Source organism: Acidimicrobiales bacterium, from assembly GCA_016794585.1.
In the GTDB taxonomy this organism is placed as follows: domain Bacteria; phylum Actinomycetota; class Acidimicrobiia; order Acidimicrobiales; family DATDAH01; genus JAEUJM01.
Genome location: JAEUJM010000040.1, coordinates 146,866 through 169,278, shown reverse-complemented (window position 1 = coordinate 169,278; position 22,413 = coordinate 146,866). Strand labels below are relative to the sequence as shown.

Genomic DNA, 22,413 nt, shown 5'->3' with positions numbered 1-22,413 from the left:
CGCGGACGTCCGCCCGGTCGGGGTGCCGTCAGTAGCACAGGCGCTTCTCCACGCTCAGGGGCACGGTGGCGAGCAGGTCGGCGATGCGCTCGCCGGCCCGCCCGTCGCCGTAGAGGTGGTCGGGGGGATAGGGGCCGTGGGCACGGTGGGCGTCGATGGCCCGGCGGATCTCGTCCCGGTCGTAGCCGACGTCGACCACGTTGGGCCCCCGTTCGCGGCCGCCTTGGCGCGATCCGATGTTCACCGTCGGCACGCCGAGGAACGCGCACTCGCGGATGCCTACCGACGAGTTGCCCACGAGCACCGAGGCGTTGGCGAGCAGGCGGAGGAAGTCGGTCGGCGCGAAGTTCTTGAAGAAGTGGATGTTGTCGGGCCGCTGTATCTCCCGGAAGGCGCGGATGGCGTTCGAGGTGCCGTCCGAGCCGGCATCGACGTTGGGCCAGAACCAGAGCGTGGGAAGGCCGGTGGCGGCCACCGCGTGGAGGGTCTCACCGACGTGGGACCGTGCTTGCTCGTACTCGGTCGTGACCGGGTGCTGGAGCACCACGAGGTACCCGCCTGCCAGGTCGACCGGGGCGCCGACCCCGCCGTAGCGCTCGAAGGGGTCGAAGCCGAGGGCGGGGTCGGCGGCCACCTCCGCGGCGAGGTCGATCGACGGGCAGCTCGTCACGTGGACGGTGCCGGGGTCCTCGCCCATCTTGATGATCCGCTCGGCGGCCAGCGGCGTGGCCGGGAAGTGGACGTCGGCCAGCTTGGTGATCGCGTGGCGCACCTTCTCGTCGATGGAGCCGCTCACCTCGCCACCTTGCACGTGCGCCAGCGGGATGTTCATGTACGCCGCCGCCACGGCGGTGGCGAGGGTCTCGTAGCGGTCCGCGACCGTGACCACCACGTCCGGGGCGAGGTTGGCGAACACCGTCGCCAGCTCGAGCACGCCGAGCCCCGTCGTCTTCGCCATGGAGGTCGGGTTCTCCCCCTCGAGGACCATGGTCACCTCGGCGGCCACGGTGAAGCCGTCGGCGGTGATCTGGTGCACCGCGCTGCCGTAGCGGTCGAGCAGCGCCGAGGCGCCCACCACCAGTTGGAGGTCGACCGCTGGGTGGGCGTCGAGGGCGCTGAGCGCCGTCTTGATGCGGCTGTAGCTGGGGCGCGCGGTGATGACGACGCACACCCGGCGCCGCTGCTCGTCCCGGCGACCCGCCGGCCCGCCCGTGGGCTCAGACGACATCGGCGAACGTCTTCTCCATGCGACGGAAGTAGTACGCGCCCGAGACGAGCAGGGCGACCGCCGCCACGGCCGAGAGCAGGGTGGTGAGCCCCGGCGCGGTTCGGGTGTCGAGCAGGGCCCAGCGGAAGCCCTCGACGACGCCGACCATCGGGTTGAGGCCGTAGATGGTCCGCCAGGGCTCGTCGAGCAGGGTGCTCGGATAGGCGATCGGGGTCGCGAAGAGCCAGAACTGCATCAGGAACGGGACGATGTAGCGGATGTCCCGGTACTTGACGTTCAGGGCGGAGAGCCACAGCCCGACGCCGAGGGCCGTCACGAACGCGAGCAGGAGGAAGACGGGGAGGGTGACGACCTGCCAGGTGGGGACGATCCCGTAGAACGCCATCATCCCGAACAGCACGACCATGGCGATCCCGAAGTCCACCAGCCCCGACACGACGGCCGCCACGGGCACGATCAGGCGCGGGAAGTACACCTTCGTGATGAGGTTGGAGTTGCCCACCATGCTCTGGGACGAGAGCGTGACCCCGTTGGCGAAGAAGGTCCACGGGACCAGAGCGGCGTAAGCGAACACCGGGTAGGGCACCCCCTCCGACGGGATGCCCGCCAGGCGCCCGAAGAAGAGGCTGAACACGACCATGGTCATGAACGGCTGGAGGACCGCCCACGCGGCGCCGAGCGCGGTCTGCTTGTACCGGACCTTGATGTCCCGCCAGGTCAGGAAGTAGAGGAGCTCGCGATAGGCCCAGACGTCGGCGAGGCCGAGACGGATCCAACCCTTGGCCGGCGTGATGGTGATCGTGGGCACCGACACCTCGGGGTGCCCCCTGCGGGGTGCGGGTCGGTCGTCCTCGGGGAGGTCGGGCGTGGCCTCCGGTGGGTCGAGGTCGAGCGGCGGCCCGTCGGGGGACGGCGCGTCCGGGGTGGTGGTCACGTCCCCACCTCCGGCTCGATGGCGTCGAGGGTCACGCGCTCGTCGGCCTGCAACGACCGTTGCAGGCGCCGGCCCAGGAGCGCCTCCCGCTCGCCCGGGGGCAGGCCTCCCCCCGGCTTCTTGGCGAGGAGGTCGCCGGCGCCGAGGACGTGGCCGGCCGGGAGCGATGACGCTGCGACCAGGCTGCGGGTGAACACCGTCCGGAGGTCCGAGCGCTCGGCGGCGGCGCGGTCCTTGTCGACGGGATGCCGCAGCATCGTGGCGATGGCCCGGGCGCCCTCGGTGAGCTGGCGCAGCTCGGCGGTCGTGACCGACGAGCCCACGTCGGGGCCGAAGGCCTCGCGACTCAGGGTCACGTGCACCTCCACGACGTCGGCGCCGAGCGCGACGGCGGCCAGCCCCGGATAGATCGTCCCGGTGTGGTCCGAGAGGCCGACGGGACAGCCCCAGCGGTCACGGAACGCACCCAGCAGGTTGAGGCCGACCGCCTCGGGCGGGCAGGGGTAGCTCGAGCTGCATTGCAGGACCGCGAGCGGCGCACCGGCCGACCGGACGCGGGCCACGGCGTCGTCGAGCTCGGCGAGCGGGCTCATGCCGCTGGACAGGAGCACGGGCACGCCCGTGGCCGCACAGGCGTCCACGAGCTCGAGGTGGGGGACCTCACCCGAAGCCACCTTGAGGGCGTCCGTGCCGATGTCGGCCAACAGGGCCACGGCTTCGAGCGAGAACGGCGAGCTGACGAACGCGAGTCCGGCGTCGGCGGCGTGCCGACGCAGCCCCTCCCACTGGTCGGGGGTGAAGGCCATCCGCTCCCAGTACTCGTAGCGGCTGGCGTCCTGCGGGCTGAAGGGGACCCGCCAGGGCTCGTCACGGGTGCTCTCGGCGTGGGCCAGGTGGGTCTGGAACTTGACCGCGCCGGCGCCGGCGCGGGCCACCGCGTCGATGTAGGCGTGGGCGGTGCCGAGGCTCCCGTCGTGGGCCTGGGCCACCTCCGCCACGATGACCGGGCCCTCGCCGGCGAGCGCGGCGTCGAGCGCGCTCAACGGGCCCGCCTGGCGAAGGGGCTGGGCCGACGCGCCGGCCGGTCGACGGGAGGCTCGACCAGGGTGAACTGCGCCAGCGCGAACACGAGGGCGATGGCGGCGAGTCGGGTCGACGAGTGGGAGAGCTCGAGCGCGGTCCAGGCGACGAGCGCCGCCGTCCAGGCCTTGCCGAAGGGCTCCCGTTGGCGGAGGAACGCGGTGACCACCATGGCGGCGAGGCAGCCGAGGGCCAGCACGCCGAGCAGGCCGTGCTCGGCCAGCATCCGGGTGTACTCGGTGTGCGAGGCGATCAGGCGCCGTTCGATCCGGTAGAACTCGCTCTGTCCCACCCCCACCCCGAGCCCTGGGTGCTCGGTGAAGGTCTCGTAGTCCTTCGCCATGAGCTCGGCGCGGCGCTCCGCCTCGCCGCTGCGGGAGAAGCGCCGCTCGAGCGCGCCGCCGGTGAAGTCGTCGAGACGCGGGAGGATGAACACGATCCCGACGATGACGATGGCGAGGCCGACGGCGAGGACCCGGGCGGCGGTCTCCCTGCGGCGGAGGAGGAAGGGGATGGCGACGAGCACCGCGATCGCGAGGTTCACGACGCCGCCGCGCGAGAACGTGAGCATGGCCTGGGCGGTGAACCAGAGAGCCAGGCCCACGGCCACGACCTGGATCGACGTGCGCCGCTCCCGCAGCGCCAGCAGGACGAGGAACAGGGCGCCGAGGCCGAGGACGGCGGAGACCTGGTTGGGGCCGAACCCCCCGGAGGACTTGAAGTTCGAGTCGTTGAAGAAGTCGGAGGCGCCGAGGGAGCGGACGCCGTCGGCGGCCAGGGCGGCGATGCCGAGGACCGGGGCCACGAAGGCCCACAGTGCGGGGGACACCGACAGCCACGGCCCGGCGAGCCGGGACAGGAACAAGACGCCGAGGGCGAGGGCGATGAGCCCGCCGAGGTTGAAGCTGATGGGGTCGATCGCCCCCATGAACCCCAGCTTCACGACGGGGATGACGGCGGCAGGGACGAGCGACGCGACGAAGAGGCCGACGAGCCCCCACCGCTCGAGCCGGCCGAGGAACCGGACGATCCCCACGGCGAAGATGAGCATCAGGAGGTATTTGGCGATCTCCCACGGCACCGCGGCCTCGGTCTGGCGCCAGAGCACCTCACAGCCCGCCACGTAGGCGGCCATCGCGACCACCGAGCTGGGGTTCCGGGCGGCGGCCAGCACCCAGAGGGTGGCGACGACGGTGAGCAGCGCCTGGGCGGTCGCGAGGGTGCGGCTCGACTGCATCGCGATCGCGATGGGGGCGTGGGCCGCCAACCCGACCAGCAACAGCACGGGTGGCAGGGGTCGTACGGGCGGCGTGGGCGGCGCGGCGACCGGCGGTGTGGTGAACGTCGTGCTCACGCGGGGGTCCCCAAGGCGCCCCACGCTACTGGTCTGTACATCGCGCGGCGGAGCGCACGTGCGCCGTGACGGTGTCGACGTCGTCCCCGTGGGCGAACAGGCGCCCGAAGACCTCGACCGAGGCCAGCTTGGCTGCGAGGTACGGGTCGGCCCCCTCCACGAGGTGGTCCACGGCGGAGGTGGGTAGGCCGAGCAGGTCGACGACGTAGCCCTCGGCCCAGAACGCGCGGGTCGTGCGGATCCGATCGTGGCCGTGGACGGGGAAGCCCAGCTTCTCGCGTCGCGCGATGGTGGGCGGCAGGCAGCGGCCGGCGGCGGCCCGGACCACGGCCTTGTCCACCAGGAACGGGTGGCGGCGATCGCCGAGGCGGCGCCCCACGGCCACCTTGGCCTGCACCGGCAGGTTGATCCCGAACGCGACCACGTCTTCGTCGAGGTACGGGAAGCGGGCCTCCAGCCCAGCCGCCATGCCCATCGCGTCGTTGCGGTGGAGCAGGGTCGGGAGGTGGTCGCCCAGCCAGACGAGCACCTCGCCGTGGCGACGGGCTTCGCTCGGGGGCAGGAACGAGAAGGCCTCGGCGGCCTCGTCGGCGAGGTGCCGGGAGGCGAAGCCGCCGGCGAGGTCGACGAGGAAGTCGGCCTGGCTCGTGGTCCGGCGCGCCAGGGCCGCCCCCAGTGGTCCCGGAAGGCGCGTGACGGCCCGGCGGACCGCGTCGACGGGTGCGGTGGCGACCCGGGCCAGGCCGCCGGCCGCGGCCTGGCCGTAGCCGTAGAAGAGCTCGTCCGCGCCCTCGCCGGTGAGCGCGGCCTTGACGCCATCGGCACGGGCCGTGGCGGCGAGGCGGCGGAAGGGAAGGGCGTTCACGTGGGTGACGACCGGCGCCTCGGCGTGCCAGGTGGCCAGCGCCCAGTCGTCGAGCAGGGCGCCTGAGGGGAAGGGGGCCACGGCCAGCGGCCGACCGAGGTGGGCGGCCACCTCCTCGGCGGCGGTGCGCTCGGATCGGTCGCCGCCCACGTCCGCGTTGTACAGCGCCTGCGACCGTTCGGGCGCCAAGGCCGCGAGGAGCGCGGAGTCCACACCTCCCGACACGAAGGTCGCCAGGTCGGCGTCGCCCGACGAGGTCGCCGCCGTCGCTTCGTCGAGGAGGGTGAGCAGCCGGTCCGCCTGCGCCTCGGGACCGAGCGCCCCCAGCCCACGGTGAGCGTCCTCGTCCACGTCGTCCACGAGCCGCCACCAGGGCCGCGGCGTCACCGGGTGGCCAGGCTGCAGCTTCGCCAGGTGACCCGCGGGCAGCCGGCGCACGTCGGTGAACGCGCTCAGATGGGCCGAGCGCTCGATGCGGCCGGTGACCGCGAACACGGCCTGCACGGGGTCCACCGCGAGGGCCCGCACGGGGGCCAGGGCCTTGGCCTCCGAGGCCCAGGCGATGTCGCCGCCGTGCTCGGTCCACACGAGGGGCTTGATGCCGAGGCGGTCACGGACCAGCCAGACCGTGCCGTGGCGTCGGTCGGCGTAGGCGAAGGCGAACATGCCGCGCAGCCGGGGGAGGGTGGCCTCGACCCCCCATCGACCGAGGGCGTGGAAGAGCACTTCGGTGTCGGAGTGGCCACGGAAGGCGACGCCCTCGGCCGCCAGCGCCGCCGCGAGGGAGCGGTGGTTGTAGATCTCGCCGTTGAAGGTGAGCGCGGCGTCGTCGTCGGCGAAGGGCTGCGCCCCCGCGTCGGTGAGGTCGACCAGGCTGAGCCGCGCGGCCGCCATGGCGAGAGGGCCGTCCACCAGCGCGCCGGCCTGGTCGGGGCCTCGGTGGTCGAGCGCCCGCCGCATCGCCACGAGCACGGTGGGGTCGGCGGCACGCCCCTCGGCCCGCAGCACCCCGGCGATCCCGCACATGGCGGGCTAGACCCGCTGCCGCTCGCGCTTCTTGGCGCGCTGCCACCAGTGCGTCGGCTCGGTGCCCGAGCCCGCGCCGTAGGCGACGTACCCGTAGTCGACGTAGCCGTAGGCCACGTCCAGCGGTGCCGAGTTGAGCACCGAGCCCACGAGCGGCGCGCCGACCTGGCGCAGCGAATCCACCGAACGGGCGAAGCGGCGCTTGCTCGACGTCCCCGAGGAGGCCACCACGATGGTGGCGTCGGCGACGCGGGAGAGCACGAGGGCGTCGGTCACCGGGAGCACCGGCGGCGAGTCGATGAGCACGACGGTGTGGTCGGTGCTCAGCTTGCGGACGATCTCGGCGAAGCGCTCGCCGCCGAGCAACTCGGACGGGTTGGGCGCCAACGGGCCCGAGCACAGCACCTGGAGGTTCTCGAACCCGGGTGCCGCCCGCACGACCTCGTCGAGGCCGCGCTCGTTCAACAGCACCGAGGTGAACCCCAGGTGGCGGTCGAGGCCGAAGTACTCGTGCAGGCGCGGGCGGCGGAGGTCGCAGTCGACGACGATGACCTTCTCCCCGGCCTGGGCGAACGCGACCGCGAGGTTCACCACGGTGCTCGTCTTCCCCTCGCCGGCCTGGGCGCTGGTCACCTGGATGGTCTGCATGCGTTTCTCGAGCGCCAGGAACTCCACCGAGGTCCGCAGCGACCGGTAGGACTCGGCCGTGTGGGACATGGGTTTCGTGGCCGTGAGGATGGGCGGCATCTCGCCTTCGACCGGGCTCTCGTGGCGGGGGATGATGGCGAGTGAGGGGAGGCCGCCCGTGACCTTGGCCAGGTCGTTGACGTTGCGCACCGAGTCGTCGAGGTGCTCCTGCACGAAGGCCACCGCGATGCCGAGGAGGATCCCGAGCACGAGGGTGACGGTGAGATCCTGGCGATGGTCGGGCGACACCGGCCCACCCGGTGCGGAGGCGGGCGCGAGGATCTGGAGCGGGGCGTTCTCGCTCGCCAGATCGGCCTCGATCTCGAGTTGGCCGAGCTGGTCGGTGTAGGGCTGGCGGTTGCGCAGGAGTGCCTCACCGGCCTGCTGCGTCGCGGTGATCTGCTTGTCGAGGTCGGCCTGGATCACGGGGTCGACCTCGAGCTGGCGGCGAGTCGACAGGTCGGCCAGCTGCTGCGCGTTGGCGGCCACGGAGGCCTCGATCTCGTCGAGCTGGAGCTGCACCTCGCGGCGAGCCCCGTCGATGGCGACCAGGTTGTCCTGCTTGCGGAGGTCCCGGTGGGCCTCCGCGTAGGTGTTGGCGATGAGCGCGGCGCGCTCGGGGTCGCCGCTCGACGCGGTGATCTCGATGACGTCGCTGTCGCCGCCCGCGGCCACGCTGATGCCCGCCCCGAAGCCGAGGCGCTGCTCCACCTCCGCGGCGGTGCGGGCGCCCTGGAGCAGCTCGGCCTCGTTCTGGACGCGGCGCTCGGGGTCGCTGGAGGTCTGCTCGGCGAGCACCGAGGTGGCCGACGCCGCCCGGAGCAGGAGCGATGCCTGGGCCTCGTACACGGGGCTCTTCCGATAGGACATGACCGCGCCGAGCCCGAGCACCACGAGCACGACGACGATGATCGTCCACTTTCGGCGTCGCAGAACGGCGATCGCGTCGCGGAGGTCGAAGTTGGTACGTTCGTGGGACGCGTTCTGCGTGTACATGAGCCGGGTGAGCCTAACCTCTCGGCCCAGGCGGACTGTTTCACCAGCACGAGGATGGGGAGGAGGCGGGTTGGCACGAGACCACGCGGCGTACGAGGCGCCCGACGCCGCGTCCCGTTGGCGGTTGCTGATCCGCCACCGGTTCGGGTTCCAGGCCGGCGTCGACGCCCTGTCGTGGTCGGTGGCGATCGTCCTCGCCACCCTGCTCCGCTACGACCTCGCTTACGAGGACATCAACTGGGCGCGCCTGGTCCTGCTCATCCCCATCGCGGTCGTGATCCACGTCGTGGTGGGCACCGCCGGTGGCCTCTACCTGGGGCGGTGGCGGTTCGGCAGCTTCGAGGAGGTCGCGGCGCTCACCCGGTGCGTCGTCGTGGCCACGGTCTCGATCGCCTTCGTCAACCGCTTCCTGTTCGACTACCTCATCCCGGTGAGCGCCACCATCCTGGCCGGCTGCCTCGCCCTGCTCTTCATGGCGGGCGCCCGGTACACCTGGCGCCTCGTCCTCGAGCGCCGCATGCGCCCGTCGGAGGACACCGCGCTGCGCGTGCTCGTCTTCGGCGCCGGCGAGGGGGGCCTCCAGGTGATCAACGCCATGCTCCGCAACCCGTCGAGCCCCTACCTCCCGGTGGCCCTGCTCGACGACCATCCCTACAAGCAGCACCTGCGCATCAATGGGGTGCCCGTCAGCGGCGACCGGAGCCGCATGGCCGACGTCGCCCAGACCTTCGACGCGTCGGCCATCGTCATCGCCATCCCCAGCGCCGGCGCCGGCCTGATCGCCGAGCTCTCGGCACTGGCCGTGGACGCCGGGCTCGACGTGATGGTGCTGCCTCCGGTGCGAGAGCTGTTCGGCGGCGACGTCGGCGTTCAGGACATCCGCCCCATCAGCGAGTCCGACCTGCTCGGTCGCCACGAGGTGGACACCGACGTGTCGTCCATCTCGAGCTACGTCACCGGCCGACGGGTGCTCGTCACCGGTGCGGGCGGCTCCATCGGCAGCGAGCTGTGCGCCCAGCTGTACCTCTTCGCCCCCGATCAGCTGGTGATGCTCGATCGGGACGAGTCCGCGCTCCACGCGGTCCAGCTCGCCATCGAGGGCCGGGCGCTGCTCGACTCACCGAACCTGGTCGTGGCCGACCTCAGGGACCGTGAGCGGATGGCGGCGATCTTCGCCGAGCACCGGCCCGAGGTGGTGTTCCACGCCGCGGCACTCAAGCACCTCAGCCTGCTCGAGCGCCACCCGTCCGAAGCGGTCAAGACGAACGTCATCGGCACCCAGATCCTGCTCGAGCTCGCCCTCGAGCACGGCGTGGACCGCTTCGTCAACGTCTCGACCGACAAGGCGGCGGACCCCCAGAGCGTCCTCGGCTACACGAAGCGCATCGCCGAGCGGCTCACGGCGGCCGCGGCGGCCCGCCGGACCGGGGGCACGTTCTTGTCCGTGCGCTTCGGCAACGTGTTGCACAGCCGTGGCTCGGCCATGGGCGTCTTCGAGGCCCAGGTCCGGGCCGGGGGTCCCATCACGGTCACCGACCCCGATGTCACGCGCTACTTCATGACGGTGGAGGAGGCCGTGCAGCTCATCATCCAGGCCGGCGCCATCGGACGGGGCGGCGAGGCCCTCGTGCTCGACATGGGTGAGCCCGTCCGCATCGCCGACATCGCGGCCCGCATGGCGGCCCGCTCGGACCGCCACATCGAGGTCGTCTTCACGGGCCTGCGACCGGGGGAGAAGCTCCATGAGGTGCTCATCGGGGCGCACGAGCGCCCGTCGGCGAGCGCCCACCCGCTCATCTCACAGGTCGAGGTCGAGCCCATCGCCCCCGCCGTGATCGACGTGCTGAGAGGCACGGAGGGGGCCGAGCTCGTCGATCGCCTCGCCGAGTTGTGCCGCACGGGCGAAGAGGTCGCCCCCCAGCCCGAGCCGACCTGACGTCGCCCGGCCGTCGTCGGCCGGCCGCGCCGGAGGCCGACGTCAGGGCAGGAGGTCCACGATCGCCCGCGCCACCTCGTCGATGTCCGAGGACGGCAGCTGGGCGTGGATGGGGACCGACAGCATGTGGCGTGCCACCTCGTCGGTGACGGGCAGGTCGGTGCGGGCGGGAGCGAAGATGGGCTGGAGGTGCGCCGGGGGGAAGTAGACGCGCGTCTCGATGCGGCGCTCGGCCAGGGCGTCCCGCAGCTCGTCGCGGCCCTCGGCCACGAGAAGCGTGTAGAGCATGTAGACGTGGCCGCAGCCGGGGCGCACCGCCGGCGGGGTGATGCCCGGGACGTCCGAGAGCAGCTCGGTGAGGCGACGGGCGTGCGCCTGCTTTCGTTCGAGGATGCCGGGGAGCTTGGCCAGCTGGGCGTTGCCCATCGCGGCCTGCATCTCGCTGAGGCGCCAGTTGTACCCCACGAGGACGTGGTGTCCCGGCCCGGGCTGGCCGTGGTTGCGGAGCAGCCGGAGCTGCTCGGCGAGGTCGCCGTCGTCGGTGGTGACCATGCCGCCCTCGCCCGTGGTGATGTTCTTGGTGGGCGTGAAGCTGAACATGGCGGCCCGCCCGAAGCCGCCGACCGGGCGCCCGTGGTAGGTGGCACCGTGGGCCTCGGCCGCGTCCTCGACGAGCAGCACGCCGGCGTCGTCGGCCACCGCACGGAGGCCGTCGAGGTCGGCGGCCTGGCCGCCGTAGTGCACCGCCACGATGGCCTTCGTCGCGGGGGTGATGCGGCGGGCCACGTCGGCGGGGTCGAGGTCGAAGGTGTCGGGGAGGATGTCCGCGAACACGGGAGTGGCCCCGACGTGCAGCACCGAGGTCGCCGTCGAGATGAAGGTCATCGAGGGCACGATCACCTCGTCGCCGGGGCCGATGCCGAGACCGAGGTGGATGGCGGCCAGCGCGACGGTGCCGCTGGCGAAGGCCACGGCGTGCTCGACGTCGTGGCGGGCGGCGAAGGCCGCTTCGAACGCGGCGGTCGCGGGCCCGTCGGTGAGGATGCCGGAGCGGAAGACCTCGGCGATGGCGGCGAGCTCGTCGTCCCCCACATCGGGGCGCGCGAGTCGGATGCCCCGGGCGTCGGGTGCGGCGAGGTGGTCCATGAGCGGGGTCAGCGTAGACGGCGCCGTTGGGGGCCGCCGGTTGCTCACGCCCGGCAGAGCACCTCGGCGATGCGGTCGGCGGCGTGCCCGTCCCACCCCTCGGGGCGGTGCGGCGCCGGCGGCCGTTCCAGCGCGGCCTCGGCCGCGGCCACGATGCGCTCGGGGTCGCGGCCGACGATCTCGTTCGTGCCCTCGGTGACCGTCACCGGTCGTTCGGTCTCGTCGCGCAACGTCAGGCAGGGCACCCCCAGCACCGTCGTCTCCTCCTGCAGGCCTCCCGAGTCGGTCAGCACCAGGCGGGCACCGGCCTCGACGGCCAGGAAGTCGAGGTACCCGAGCGGGGGCAGGGGGCGGACGTCGGCGGGGAGGGGGCGGTCACCGAGGGCGGCCCGCGTCCGAGGGTGGACGGGGAACACCAGCGGGCACCGCTCGGCCACCCGGCCCAGGGCGTCGAGGAGGCGATCGAGCACCACGGGGTCGTCGACGTTGGCGGGGCGGTGGAGGGTGACCACCCCGTAGGTCCCGGGCACGAGGCCCAGGTCCTCCAGCGTGGGGCCGGCCGTCGCCCGTCCGAGGTTGGCCAGCAGGCTGTCCACCATCACGTTGCCCACGAGGTGGACGCGCTCCTCGGGCACCCCCTCGGCGCGCAGGTGGGCGACGGCGTCGGGCGACGGTGCGAACAGCTCGTCGCTCAACCGGTCGACCACGAGACGGTTCACCTCCTCGGGCATCGAGCGGTTTCCGGAGCGCAGGCCGGCCTCGACGTGGGCCAGTCTGGCCTCGGACTTGGCGGTGACGAGGGCCACCGCCAACGTGGCGGTGACGTCGCCGACGACCACCACCACGTCGGGTGCCAACCGGTCGAGGAGCGGTTCGAAGGCCGTCATGACCCGGGCGGTCTGGGTGGCCTGGCTGCCGGAGCCCGATCCGAGGTGGTGGTCCGGTGGACGCAGGCCGAGGTCGGCGAAGAAGACGTCGTTGACCTCGGGGTCGTAGTGCTGGCCGGCGTGGACCAGCGTGGTGGTGGCGCCGGCGGCGTCGAGGGCGGCCAGCACGGGCGCCACCTTCATGAAATTGGGCCGGGCGGCGGCGACACACACGGCGTCCACGGGCGCCGAGGCTAACCGTGCGATGATCCGGGGCATGGATCGTTGGGCCGGCGCGCGGGCGGCGGGCGTGCGCTCGGTCAAGCGTGGTCTCGAGCGCGGGCTGGCGGACGACCGCACCATCGCGGCACGCGCCCGTCCCCTCCGCCCCGACGAGGACGCCTACGTGCTCCGGCCGGTGGCACCACCCGGAGACGGATCCGGCCCGGCCGACTGGCCCGTGCCCGACCCCGACCGGTGGGAGCTGGAGGAGGAGGACGACCGCTCGGCGTACCTCGCGAGCGGTGAGCTGCACGCCTCGAACATCCGCCGGGCCGCGGCCGACCACGGGCTCTCCCTGGGCGCCGGCGACCGCGTCCTCGAGTTCGGCTGTGGGTTCGGGCGGGTGTTGCGGTGGTGGCCGGCGGTCGCCCCCGGGGTCGAGGCCTGGGGCGTCGACCTGGAGGCGGAGCGCGTGGCCTGGGCACGGGCCCACCTGCCCGCCGGGTTCCGGCTCGCGACCTGCACCACCGCCCCCCATCTCCCCTTCCCCGACGCCAGCTTCGAGCTCGTGTACGCCTGCTCGGTGATCCCCCACATCAGCGAGCTCGCCGACGCCTGGGTGCTCGAGCTCCGGCGGGTGCTGGCTCCCGGGGGGTTGGCCTACCTCACGGTCTACGACGAGGACACCATCGCCGCCATCCGCCGCACCGGCGAGAGCCCCAACCTGCGGGCGGGCCTCGACGCCCTCGAGGCCCGGGTGGGGCCGGTCGCGCCGGACTTCGACGTCGCCGTGCTCAACCGCCGAGCGGGCGCCGCGCAGGTGTTCCAGAGCAGCGACTACCTGGCGCGCGTGTGGGGCGGGTGGTTCGAGGTCCTCGACCGCCGTCCCGAGGAGTTCCACGTGCAGACCGCCATGGTGCTGCGACGCGAGGACGACCGGGGCCCGCATCGCGTCGTTCCGGAGGTGGGTCCGTGAAGCAGGTCGTCCAGTCCGTGCGGGACGGCCGGCTGCGGGTGGTCGACCTGCCCCGTCCGTCGATCGGGCCCACCGAGGTCCTCGTGGCGCCGACCCACTCGGTCGTCTCGGCCGGCACCGAACGGGCCGTGCGCCAACTGGCCTCGTCCTCGTTGCTGGCCAAGGCCCGCGCCCGCCCCGACCTGGCGCGGAAGGTCATCCGGCGCGCCCGCAACGAGGGTCTGCGGCGGACGGCGCGCTCGGTGCGCGACCGCCTCGACCAGGACATGCCGCTCGGCTACTCGTCGGCGGGCGTCGTGGTCGAGGTGGGCGAGTGGGCCTCCGGCCTGGCCGTGGGCGATCTCGTGGCGGCCGCCGGCGCCGGTCACGGCGAGTTGCAGGTGGTTGCCGCCCCGCTGGCGGTGGCCCTGCCCTCGGGGGTCGACCCCGCCCATGCAGCGTTCGCCGCTCTCGGCACGGTGGCCCTCAACGGGCTCCGCCTCGCCGATGTCGGCCCCGGCGCGCGGGTCGCCGTGATCGGCCTCGGCCTGCTGGGCCGGATCACGGCGCGCCTCGCCCAGGCGGCCGGCTGCACGGTCGTGGCCCTCGAGGCCAACGCCACCGCGCTCGAGCGCCACGAGCCCTCGGTCGACCTGGCCCTCGTCGACGACGGCGACCCGACGACCGAGGCGGTGGTGGACTGGGCCCGCGGCCGCGGCGTCGACGCCGTGCTCGTCACCGCGGCCAGCCGCTCGCCCGAGCCGCTGGCCCGGGCCCCCGAGCTCGCGCGGGACCGCGCCACGATCGTGCTCGTGGGCGACGTGCCCATCACGTTGGCGCGCACCCCGCTCTACGAGAAGGAGCTGACCCTTCGGGTGGCCCGCAGCTACGGGCCGGGTCGCTACGACCCGCTGTTCGAGGAGTCCGGCGTCGACTATCCGGTCGGCCACGTCCCGTGGACGGCGCGCCGCAACCTGGAGGCCTTCGTCGACCTGCTCGCCGGCGGGCACCTGGACGTGGCCGACCTCATCACCCACACCTTCCCCGTGGCCGAGGCCGAGGCCGCCTACGCCGTCCTCGAGGACAAGGTGGCGGCGCCCCTCGGCATCCAGCTGGTCTACCCGGAGGCCGAGGCCCACCCCGCCCCCGTGCCGTCTCCGGTCCGCGCCGCCCGGTCGGCGGCCCCGGCCACGGTCGCACTCGTGGGAGCGGGCAACTACGCACGAGCGACGCTGGTCCCGGCACTCACCGATGCCGGCCTCGAGGTCGCGCTCGTGGCGTCGGCGTCGGGGGTGTCGGCCGAGCGTTTGGCCGAGCGCCTCGGCGCCCGACCCGTGACCACCGACGAGGCCCTCGCCTCGGACGAGGCCGGCCTCGTCGTCCTGGCCACGCCCCACGACACGCACGCCCAGCTCGCCGCCCAGGCCCTCGCCGCCGGCAAGCACGTCTTCTGCGAGAAGCCCCTGGCCCTCGACGAGGACGGGCTCGCCTCGGTGGTGGAAGCCTGGCGGAGCGGGACGGGCCTGCTCGCGGTCGGCTTCAACCGGCGCCACGCCGAAGCCGTCTCGGTCGTGCGGGACGCGTTCGCCGATCGGGGCTCACCGCTCACCCTCACGTACCGGGTGGCGGCCGAGGCCACCCCGCCGGGCCACTGGTACGGCGACCGGCGCCAGGGCGGCCGCCTGCTCGGCGAGGTCTGCCACTTCGTGGACACCTGCGGCGCGCTGGTGGGGCATCCGGCGGTGTCGGTCGGCGCGTCGGCGTCCGTGCGGGGCACGGAGCTGCTGCTGGCCGAGGACCTCGTGCTGACCATCCGCTACGCCGACGACTCCCTGGCCACCATCGTGTACACGACGGGTGGGACCCCGGGGATGGCGAAGGAGCGCGTCGAGGTCCTGGGCGGCGGGCGCTCCGCTCTGATCGACGACTTCGCCACCGTGGTGATCGACGGCCGTGAGGTGCGGCTGGCCACCCCGGGCAAGGGGCACGCCGAGCTGCTCACCGCGGTGCGACGTGCCATCACCGACGGCGCCCCGTTCGACGTGCAGCCGGCCATCCACACCACGGCCACGGTGTTCGCGGCGGTGGCGTCCCTGACCACCGGTGCCACGGCCGACCCCGCTCGGTTCACGCCGGTCCTCGCGGCACCCCCGGCCTGACGGACATGGCGCCCCGCCTGCTCGCGGTCTCCCACGACGCGTCCCGCACGGGGGCGCCGGCCATGTTGGTGCACTTCCTGCGCTGGATGGCCGAGCACCGCCCCGGCGCCGTGGACGTCGAGGTCGTCCTGCTGCGGGGCGGTCCTCTCGAAGGCGCCTTCGGCGCGTTCGGCCCGGTCACCGTGCTGGCCCCGTTCGAACGGTGGACGAAGGCCGAGGTGGCGGCGCTGGGCCTACGCAAGGTGGGCCTGCCCGCCCTGTCGTCCCGCGCCTCGTCGGCTCGGCTGGCGGCCCGCCTGGCCCGCACCCGTGGCCACGACGTGGTGTGGCTCAACAGCGTCGCGAGCGCGCCCGTCCTGCACGGGCTGCGCGCCGCCCCGGGCCAGAAGGTGCTGACCGCGGTGCACGAGCTGGACCAGATCCTCGACGTCCTCACGCCGGCGGACTGGTCGGCCCTGCTCACGCGCACGGACCGCTTCCTCGCCGGGGCCACGGGCATCGCCGACAATCTCCTGCTCCGCCCGGGGATCGACCCGGCGAGGGTCGTCGTGGGTCACGAGTTCATCGACGTGCGCCGCGAGATCGACGGCACCGCCCGTCCCGAGGCGGCGGACGGCACTGCGCTGCGGCACCGCCTGGGCATCCCCGAGGACGCGTTCGTGGTGGGTGGGTGCGGCCCCACGGCGTGGCGCAAGGCCCCCGACCTCTTCCTCCGCCTCGGCGTCGCTCTCCGCCACCACGCCGAGGCGACCGGCGGTCGAGCGGTCCACCTCGTGTGGATCGGGGGCCCGATCGACGGGGTCAAGTTCGCCCCGCTGGCCCACGACCTGCGCAGCGCCCGCCTCGCCGACACGGTCCACTTCATCGGGCCCCAGCAGGACCTCACCGAGCCGTTCGCCATGTTCGACGCCTTCGCCCTCACGTCCCGCGAGGACGCCCTGCCCCTCGTCTGCCTCGAGGCCGCCCGGGCCGGTCGGCCCGTGCTGGCCTTCGACAACACCTGCCTCGGCGAGGTGTTCGGGCCGGGCGAGGGGGTGTTCGTGCCCTTCCTCGACGTCGACGCGATGGCCACCCAGGTCGCGGAGTGGGCGGCGGACCCCGCGGCCGCCCGCGCCGTGGGGGAGCGGGCCCGTCAGCGCATCCTCGACGGCTTCGACGTGTCGGTGGGCGCCCCGCGCTGGTGGGCCGAGTTGGAGGCCCTGCTCCCATGAGCCGTCCCCGGGTGCTCTTCGTGTCCCACCAGGCCACCCGCACCGGGGCGCCGGCGGTGCTGCTCTCGTTCCTGCGCTGGCTCGACCAGCACGGCGACGTGGACGTCGAGGTGCTGCTCTGGCGCGGTGGGCCCACCGAGGACGCCTTCCGTGCCGTCGCCCCGGTCCACGTGGCCGGCCGGCTCGATCGGGGCAGCACCGTGGAGCTCCTCGAGCGGAACCTCCCCGTGGTCGGCCTCGGCGGGGTGGCCAAGCGCCTCCGACGCGCCCGGTTGAAGCCCAGGATGAAGGACCTGACCGGCTACGACCTCTACTGGCTGAACTGCGCCGAGAGCGCCCACTGTCTGGAGCACCTCCCGGCGATCGACGGCGTGGTGGTGTCGCACGTGCACGAGCTGGGCATGGCCATCGCCTTCGCCCTGCCCGACGAGGCCGAACGACGTCGGTGGCTCGACGCCACGGACCACTTCGTGGCGGTGGCCGACCGGGTGCGGGACAACCTCGTCGAGGCCGAGGGGGTCGATCCCGCCCTCGTGAGCCGCCACTACGAGTTCGTCGACGCGGACGTCGTCACCGCGCCCCCGCGCACCGACGCGGCCGAGTTGCGCCGACGTGTCGGCATCCCGGAGGGGGCGCCCGTGGTGGGCGCCGCGGGCACCCAGGAGTGGCGCAAGGGCACCGACCTCTTCCTCCAGCTCGCCCGCCGGCTCGAGCCCCACCCCGACGCCCCGCACCTGGTGTGGGTCGGCGGTGGCCCGGCCCACCTCGAGATCGAGCGCCTCGCGCACGACCACGCGTCCATGGGCCTGGCCGATCGGGTCCACTTCGTCGGCGAGCAGGACCACGCCGTCGACTGGTACCGGGCCTTCGACGTGCTGGTGCTCACCTCGCGGGAGGATCCCTACCCGCTCGTCTGCCTAGAGGCCGGGCTGGTGGGTACCCCGGTGGTGTCGTTCGACAACGGCGGCATGGCCGAGCTGCTCGACGGCGAGAACGGCCTCGTGGTCCCGGCCCTCGACGTGGAGGCGATGGCCGAGGCGGTCGGCGGCCTCCTGGCCGACCCCGAACACCGCCGGGCCATGGGGGCTCGTCTGGCCCAGGACGTGCGCTCCCGCCACGACACCGCCGTCGCCGCGCCCCGCCTCTACGAGCAGCTCCAGACGGTGCTGGCCGCCGGGCGCCGGCCCCGATGAGCACTGGCACCGCCGCGCGCCCCTCCTTACACTCGCCGCCCGTGGACCAGCCGGACCGGGGGACGGTGCTCTTCATCACCCACTCCGGCGACCGGGTGGGGCCGCCCATGATCCTGCTCGACCTGCTGCGCTGGATCTCGGCCAACACCGACGTGCGCTTCGAGGTGCTGCTCTGGCGCGGGGGCGAGCTCGAGCGTGAGTTCGCCGAGCTGTCCCCGGTGCACGACGTGGACCGCATCCGATCGTGGCGCCTCGCCCAGGCCCTCGACCGCCTCGGCCCCGTCGGGGTCCGCCTGGGTGATGCGGCCCGGGGCCTGCGCCTGCGTGCCCTGCTCTGGCGCATCCCGCGCCTGCGGACGGTCGTGATCGTCTCGGTCGGCCCGAACGACTACCTCCGCTACGTGCGCCCACGGCGGACGAAGGTCGTCACCCTGGCGCTCGAGCTGGGCCTGCAGCTCGTCCACCTCGACGACAACGGCGGCCGCCTCCGGCGCGAGACGGACCGGTTCATCGCTGGCGTGCAGGTCACCCAGGACGCCCTCATCGACCTCGGCGTTCCTCCGGAGCGCATCGCCCTGGCCAGGGAGTTCGTCAACACCGCGCCGCCGCCGCCGGTCCGTGCCGTCGACCGGGCCGAGCTCGGCATGAGCGAGGACGCGGTCGTGGTCGGCTCCGCGGGGGTGATGGAGTGGCGCAAGGCACCCGAGCTGTTCGTGCAGATCGCCCGCTCGGCGATGGCGCGTGCCCCCGAGGTCGACCTGCACTTCGTGTGGATCGGTGGCGACGACCAGGGCTACGCCGCTCGCCTCGCGGACGAGATCGACCGCGCCGGGCTCTCGGGGCGGGTCCACTTCCCCGGACGCCAGTCCAACCCGTGGGACTGGTTCCGAATGTTCGACCTCTTCCTCATGACCTCTCGCGAGGACGCCTTCCCCCTCGTTTGCCTGGAGAACGCCTCGGTGGGGAACCCGGTGGTGTGCTTCGACGCCGGCGGCATGCCCGAGTTCGTGGGCGCCGACGAGTGCGGAGCGGTCGTACCGTTCCCCGACGTCGAGCTCATGGCCCAGCGGGTGGTCGAGCTCGCGGTCGACCACGACGAGCGCCGCCGCCGGGGCACCCTCGGCAGCGAGCGGGTGCGCGACGTCTACGACGTGTCCGTCTGCGCGCCACTCTGGTACGACGCCATGGAGCCCCTCCTGCCGTGACCCCACCGATGAAGGTCCTCGTCCTGCTGCCCGACGCCGCCGACGATCCGGCGGGTCGTGAGGCCCTCGAGGTCGTCGAGATCGGGGTCGCGTCCGGGGCGCTGGCGGTCGAGGCCGTCGCCTGGGAGGGCGGGCCCCTGCTCACCGCGATGCGTCGCCCCGGCCCCGTGTCGGTCGTGGCCGACCTGCCGGGGGGCGCCGCCTCGGTGGTCGAGCGTGCCCTGGTCCGCGCCCACCTCCCGGCCGCCGGGTTCGCCGTGCGCCGGCGACGTCTGGGCATCGGTCCGTGGGGTCGCCACCGTCCCGACGCCGTCTATCTGACCAGCCCACGGGCCGCGCCGCTCCTCCGCGCCCTGCCGAGCGCCGACCGCCCCACGGTCGTGGTCATGGTCCCGGCGGGCGAGATGACCGAACACGTGCACGAGCCGCTCTCGGACGAGGACCGGTCGCTCCTCCTCGGCGCCGCCGACCGCTTCGTGGTGCAGACCGAGGAGACCCGTGTACGCCTCCTGGGTCTCGGCGTGCCCGAAGGGGCCATCGTGCGCATCGGCGCGCCGAGGCCCGATGCCCGCCCCGACCCGCCCGCTCCGGAGGAACGGGCCGCGCTCCGTCAGCGGCTCGGGCTGGCCGACGGTACGCCGGTCATCGCCGGGACGGGGCCCCTGGTGTGGCAGGGGGGCGCCGACCTGTTCGTGCGAACGCTCTGGCTCCTGCGCGAGCGGTGCGGGGTCGACGTGGCCGGCGTGTGGGTCGGCGCCGAGGGCGACCCGCTCGAGCGTCGCCAGCTCGACCACGACATCACCCACATGGGTCTCGCCGACCACCTCCACGTGCTCGGCCCGGCCGACGAGGACGCACTCTGGCTGGCCGACGTCCAGGTGGTGACCAGCCGCGAGGTCGACGACCCGGAGCTGCACCGCCCGGCGGGGGAGCGGGGTCAGGCCCTGGTGGGCTTCCGCACGGGTCCGCTCGAGCGCTTCGTCGACGGAGTCGATGGTGACGCCGGCCGGCTCTTCGACTTCCTCGACCTCGAAGGGCTGGCCCGCGCCATCGCCGACCTCCTGGCCGACGACGTCGCCCGCGACGGGCTCGCCGGGCGGGTCGCCCGCCGGTACGACGCCTGGCACGTCCCGGCCCAGCGCACCGCGTACCTGCTGGGCCTGCTCCGCCCCGACCGATGACCCCCCGCCGGGTGGTGTTCGTCTCGCACAACGCCAGCCGCAGCGGCGCCCCCCTCCTGCTCCTGCAGGTCGAGCGGTGGCTCCGGGAGCACCGTGACCTCGACGTCACCACCGTCCTGCTCGCCGGCGGGCCGCTGGTGGAGGACTTCGAGGCGGCCGGTGGGGCCCACCCGGTCGAGGACCTGGCCTCGCTGGCTCCCGACCTCGTGTACCTCAACACCGTCGGTTCGGCGCCGGCCCTGGCCCAGGTGCCGGCGGGCACCCGCGTGGTCTGTCACGTCCACGAGCTGGACTACGCCCTCACCCACTGGATCACCGAGGACGACCGGGCGGCGCTGAGGGACCGGGTCGACCGCTTCCTCGTGGTGTCCGACCTGGTGGCCGATGCGCTGCGCCGCTGCGTCGGGATCGAGGACGAGCGCATCGTCCGCCACTACGGGTTCGTCGACGTGGGGGCGGTCCGGGACGCGGTCCAGGGGCCTCCACCGGCCGCCGCCGTCGGCTCCGGACCGCTGGTCGCCGCCTCGGGGACCACCGAATGGCGCAAGGCGCCGGACCTCTTCGTCGCCCTCGCCGCGGTGGTGCACCGCCGTCGCCCGGATGTCCGGTTCGTCTGGGTGGGCGGCTCCGCCACCGGCCCCGAGATCGACGGCGTCCTGGCCGACCGGGACCGCCTCGGGCTCCGCGACGTCGTCGCCTTCGTGGGTGAGCAGGAGGACGCCCGGCCGTGGTTCGCCGCCTCCGACGTGTTCGCGCTCGTCTCCCGGGACGACCCGTTCCCGCTCACCTGCCTGGAGGCCGCCGCCCTCGGCGTGCCCGTCGTCGCCTTCGACAGCACCGGGGCGCGCGAGTTCCTCGCCGACGGCTGTGGCGTGGTGGTGCCGTACCCCGACGTCGAGTCGATGGCCGAGGCCGTCCTCCACCTGCTGGACGACCCCGACCGGGTGCGGGCGCTGACCGGGGCCGCGCGGCGACGGGTCGAGGCGGGCCACGACCTGGCCGGCGCCGTCCCCCGGTTGGTCGCGGAGATCGAGTCCCTGCTCCCGGGAGGGCCGTCGTGAGCGGGAGCGGGCGGGCGGACGTGGTGTTCGTGTCCCACGAGGCCACCCGCACCGGGGCACCGGTCGGGCTCGTCCAGCTCCTCGGGTGGCTGGGTGAGCACACCGACCTGGCGGTCGAGGTCGTCCTCGTCGAAGGGGGCCCGCTGGAGGACGAGTTCGCCGCCGCCGCCCGACTGCGCACGCTCGACGACGTGCTCGCGGGGCCGCCGCCGCGGGTCCTGTTCCTCAACAGCAGCTTCAGCGCCCGGGTGCTGCTGGCCTCGTCGTGGCCGGGCTCGTACGTCATCGCCCGCGTGCCCGAGCTGGAGCTGGCCTTCGACGAGGCCCTGCCCGACGACCTCCGCGCCGCACTGCTCGCCCGGGCCGACCGGTTCGTGGCCGTCGCCGACCGGGTGCGGCGACACCTGGTCGAGGGTCACGGCGTGCCGGCGGCGGCGGTGGCCGTCGTGCACGGCGCCGTCCCCCTCGGCCACGTCGACGTGGACGGGGCGGCCGTCGCCGCGGCGCGCGTCGAGGCCGGGATCCCCCCGGACGCGCCCCTGGTGGGCGCCGTGGGCAGCCGCTCCTGGCGCAAGGGCGCAGACCTCTTCCTCGAGCTCGCCGTCGAGCTGCGTCGCCGCCGTCCCGACGGCGACACCCACTTCCTCTGGCTCGGCAGCGACGACCGCTCCTGGCAGTTCGGCCGCTTCGCCGACGACGTGGCCCGCGCCGGTCTCACCGGCACCCTCCACCTCCTCGGTGACCGTCCGGACCCGGCCCCCTTCCAGGCGGCGCTGGACGTGTTCGCCCTGACCTCCCGGGAGGACCCGTTCCCCCGGGTGGCCATCGAGGCCGCCGCGTTGGGACGCCCCGTCGTGGCCTTCGACAGCGGAGGGGTGGAGGAGCTGCTGGCCCGCGCCGGGATCGGCGTCGTGCCCTACGGCGACGTGCGCGCCCTCGCCGACCAGACGCTCCACTGGCTGGACCACCCGGACGAGGCGGCGGCGGTGGGGGAGCGGTTGGCGAGCGCCGTGCGCGAGCACCACACCCTCGAGGTGAGCGCTCCGCTGGTGCTGGCCGAGATCGAACGGGGGCTGGCGGCGTGAGGCACCGGCGCACCCCCGTCCAC

At 73.8% G+C, this 22,413-nt stretch carries 17 protein-coding genes; 9 read left to right on the top strand and 8 right to left on the bottom strand.

Annotation, left to right across the window (positions count from 1 at the left end):
• Positions 1–28: 28 nt before the first annotated feature.
• The 6 genes from neuC to JNK12_19215 are packed head-to-tail and all read right to left on the bottom strand — an operon-like array spanning position 29 to position 8,170.
• Positions 29–1,228 (bottom strand): UDP-N-acetylglucosamine 2-epimerase (hydrolyzing), encoded by a 1,200-nt coding sequence (gene neuC, locus JNK12_19240; protein MBL8778083.1) that lies wholly within the window; start codon positions 1,226–1,228, stop codon positions 29–31.
• A complete protein-coding gene (locus JNK12_19235) occupies positions 1,218–2,162 on the bottom strand; it encodes an ABC transporter permease (protein ID MBL8778082.1) in 945 nt (314 codons plus the stop codon). The genes neuC and JNK12_19235 overlap by 11 nt, the downstream gene beginning before the upstream one ends.
• Positions 2,159–3,205 carry an N-acetylneuraminate synthase family protein gene (locus JNK12_19230; protein MBL8778081.1) on the bottom strand — a complete coding sequence of 349 codons (1,047 nt, stop codon included), beginning with the start codon at positions 3,203–3,205 and terminating at the stop codon, positions 2,159–2,161. The genes JNK12_19235 and JNK12_19230 overlap by 4 nt, the downstream gene beginning before the upstream one ends.
• Positions 3,202–4,596 (bottom strand): O-antigen ligase family protein, encoded by a 1,395-nt coding sequence (locus JNK12_19225; protein ID MBL8778080.1) that lies wholly within the window; start codon positions 4,594–4,596, stop codon positions 3,202–3,204. Before JNK12_19225 ends, JNK12_19230 begins: the two co-directional genes overlap by 4 nt.
• Positions 4,597–4,621: 25 nt before the next feature.
• A complete protein-coding gene (asnB, locus tag JNK12_19220) occupies positions 4,622–6,487 on the bottom strand; it encodes an asparagine synthase (glutamine-hydrolyzing) (protein MBL8778079.1) in 1,866 nt (621 codons plus the stop codon).
• Positions 6,488–6,493: 6 nt separating this feature from the next.
• On the bottom strand, positions 6,494–8,170 hold the full coding sequence (locus JNK12_19215) for a polysaccharide biosynthesis tyrosine autokinase (GenBank protein MBL8778078.1): 1,677 nt from the start codon (positions 8,168–8,170) through the stop codon (positions 6,494–6,496).
• A gap of 70 nt (positions 8,171–8,240) precedes the next feature.
• Between JNK12_19215 and JNK12_19210 the strand changes: the two genes are divergently transcribed.
• Positions 8,241–10,106 (top strand): polysaccharide biosynthesis protein, encoded by a 1,866-nt coding sequence (locus tag JNK12_19210; GenBank protein ID MBL8778077.1) that lies wholly within the window; start codon positions 8,241–8,243, stop codon positions 10,104–10,106.
• Positions 10,107–10,148: 42 nt separating this feature from the next.
• On the opposite strand, the gene JNK12_19205 is transcribed toward JNK12_19210, so the two are convergent.
• Positions 10,149–11,252 carry a DegT/DnrJ/EryC1/StrS family aminotransferase gene (locus JNK12_19205; GenBank protein MBL8778076.1) on the bottom strand — a complete coding sequence of 368 codons (1,104 nt, stop codon included), beginning with the start codon at positions 11,250–11,252 and terminating at the stop codon, positions 10,149–10,151.
• Positions 11,253–11,296: 44 nt separating this feature from the next.
• Complete coding sequence (wecB, locus tag JNK12_19200) at positions 11,297–12,361, bottom strand: UDP-N-acetylglucosamine 2-epimerase (non-hydrolyzing) (protein MBL8778075.1); 1,065 nt, start codon at positions 12,359–12,361, stop codon at positions 11,297–11,299.
• Between the two features lie 34 nt (positions 12,362–12,395).
• On the opposite strand from wecB, the gene JNK12_19195 reads away from it, so the two are divergent.
• Genes JNK12_19195 through JNK12_19160 form a run of 8 tightly spaced genes read left to right on the top strand, consistent with a single transcriptional unit; the run spans position 12,396 to position 22,390 of the window.
• Entirely contained in the window at positions 12,396–13,316 is a 921-nt protein-coding gene (locus tag JNK12_19195; protein ID MBL8778074.1) for a class I SAM-dependent methyltransferase, read from the top strand.
• On the top strand, positions 13,313–15,454 hold the full coding sequence (locus tag JNK12_19190) for a bi-domain-containing oxidoreductase (GenBank protein MBL8778073.1): 2,142 nt from the start codon (positions 13,313–13,315) through the stop codon (positions 15,452–15,454). The genes JNK12_19195 and JNK12_19190 overlap by 4 nt, the downstream gene beginning before the upstream one ends.
• A 5-nt stretch (positions 15,455–15,459) precedes the next feature.
• The gene (locus JNK12_19185) at positions 15,460–16,665 is read left to right on the top strand and encodes a glycosyltransferase family 4 protein (GenBank protein MBL8778072.1); all 1,206 of its coding nucleotides are present in this window, start codon (positions 15,460–15,462) and stop codon (positions 16,663–16,665) included.
• Complete coding sequence (locus JNK12_19180; protein MBL8778071.1) at positions 16,662–17,858, top strand: glycosyltransferase; 1,197 nt, start codon at positions 16,662–16,664, stop codon at positions 17,856–17,858. The genes JNK12_19185 and JNK12_19180 overlap by 4 nt, the downstream gene beginning before the upstream one ends.
• 41 nt (positions 17,859–17,899) lie before the next feature.
• Complete coding sequence (locus JNK12_19175; protein MBL8778070.1) at positions 17,900–19,063, top strand: glycosyltransferase family 4 protein; 1,164 nt, start codon at positions 17,900–17,902, stop codon at positions 19,061–19,063.
• A complete protein-coding gene (locus JNK12_19170; GenBank protein ID MBL8778069.1) occupies positions 19,060–20,244 on the top strand; it encodes a hypothetical protein in 1,185 nt (394 codons plus the stop codon). The genes JNK12_19175 and JNK12_19170 overlap by 4 nt, the downstream gene beginning before the upstream one ends.
• Positions 20,241–21,305 carry a glycosyltransferase family 4 protein gene (locus JNK12_19165; protein MBL8778068.1) on the top strand — a complete coding sequence of 355 codons (1,065 nt, stop codon included), beginning with the start codon at positions 20,241–20,243 and terminating at the stop codon, positions 21,303–21,305. Before JNK12_19170 ends, JNK12_19165 begins: the two co-directional genes overlap by 4 nt.
• On the top strand, positions 21,302–22,390 hold the full coding sequence (locus JNK12_19160; protein MBL8778067.1) for a glycosyltransferase family 4 protein: 1,089 nt from the start codon (positions 21,302–21,304) through the stop codon (positions 22,388–22,390). Before JNK12_19165 ends, JNK12_19160 begins: the two co-directional genes overlap by 4 nt.
• Positions 22,391–22,413 lie beyond the last annotated feature (23 nt).

What these genes read in the sequence shown, in the direction of transcription:
- JNK12_19195 (MBL8778074.1), top strand. Translation starts at nt 12,396, where the DNA reads ATGGATCGTTGGGCCGGCGCGCGGGCGGCGGGCGTGCGCTCGGTCAAG.
- JNK12_19215 (MBL8778078.1), bottom strand. Translation starts at nt 8,170, where the DNA reads ATGTACACGCAGAACGCGTCCCACGAACGTACCAACTTCGACCTCCGC.
- JNK12_19205 (MBL8778076.1), bottom strand. Translation starts at nt 11,252, where the DNA reads ATGGACCACCTCGCCGCACCCGACGCCCGGGGCATCCGACTCGCGCGC.
- asnB (MBL8778079.1), bottom strand. Translation starts at nt 6,487, where the DNA reads ATGTGCGGGATCGCCGGGGTGCTGCGGGCCGAGGGGCGTGCCGCCGAC.
- JNK12_19185 (MBL8778072.1), top strand. Translation starts at nt 15,460, where the DNA reads ATGGCGCCCCGCCTGCTCGCGGTCTCCCACGACGCGTCCCGCACGGGG.
- JNK12_19180 (MBL8778071.1), top strand. Translation starts at nt 16,662, where the DNA reads ATGAGCCGTCCCCGGGTGCTCTTCGTGTCCCACCAGGCCACCCGCACC.
- JNK12_19165 (MBL8778068.1), top strand. Translation starts at nt 20,241, where the DNA reads ATGACCCCCCGCCGGGTGGTGTTCGTCTCGCACAACGCCAGCCGCAGC.
- neuC (MBL8778083.1), bottom strand. Translation starts at nt 1,228, where the DNA reads ATGTCGTCTGAGCCCACGGGCGGGCCGGCGGGTCGCCGGGACGAGCAG.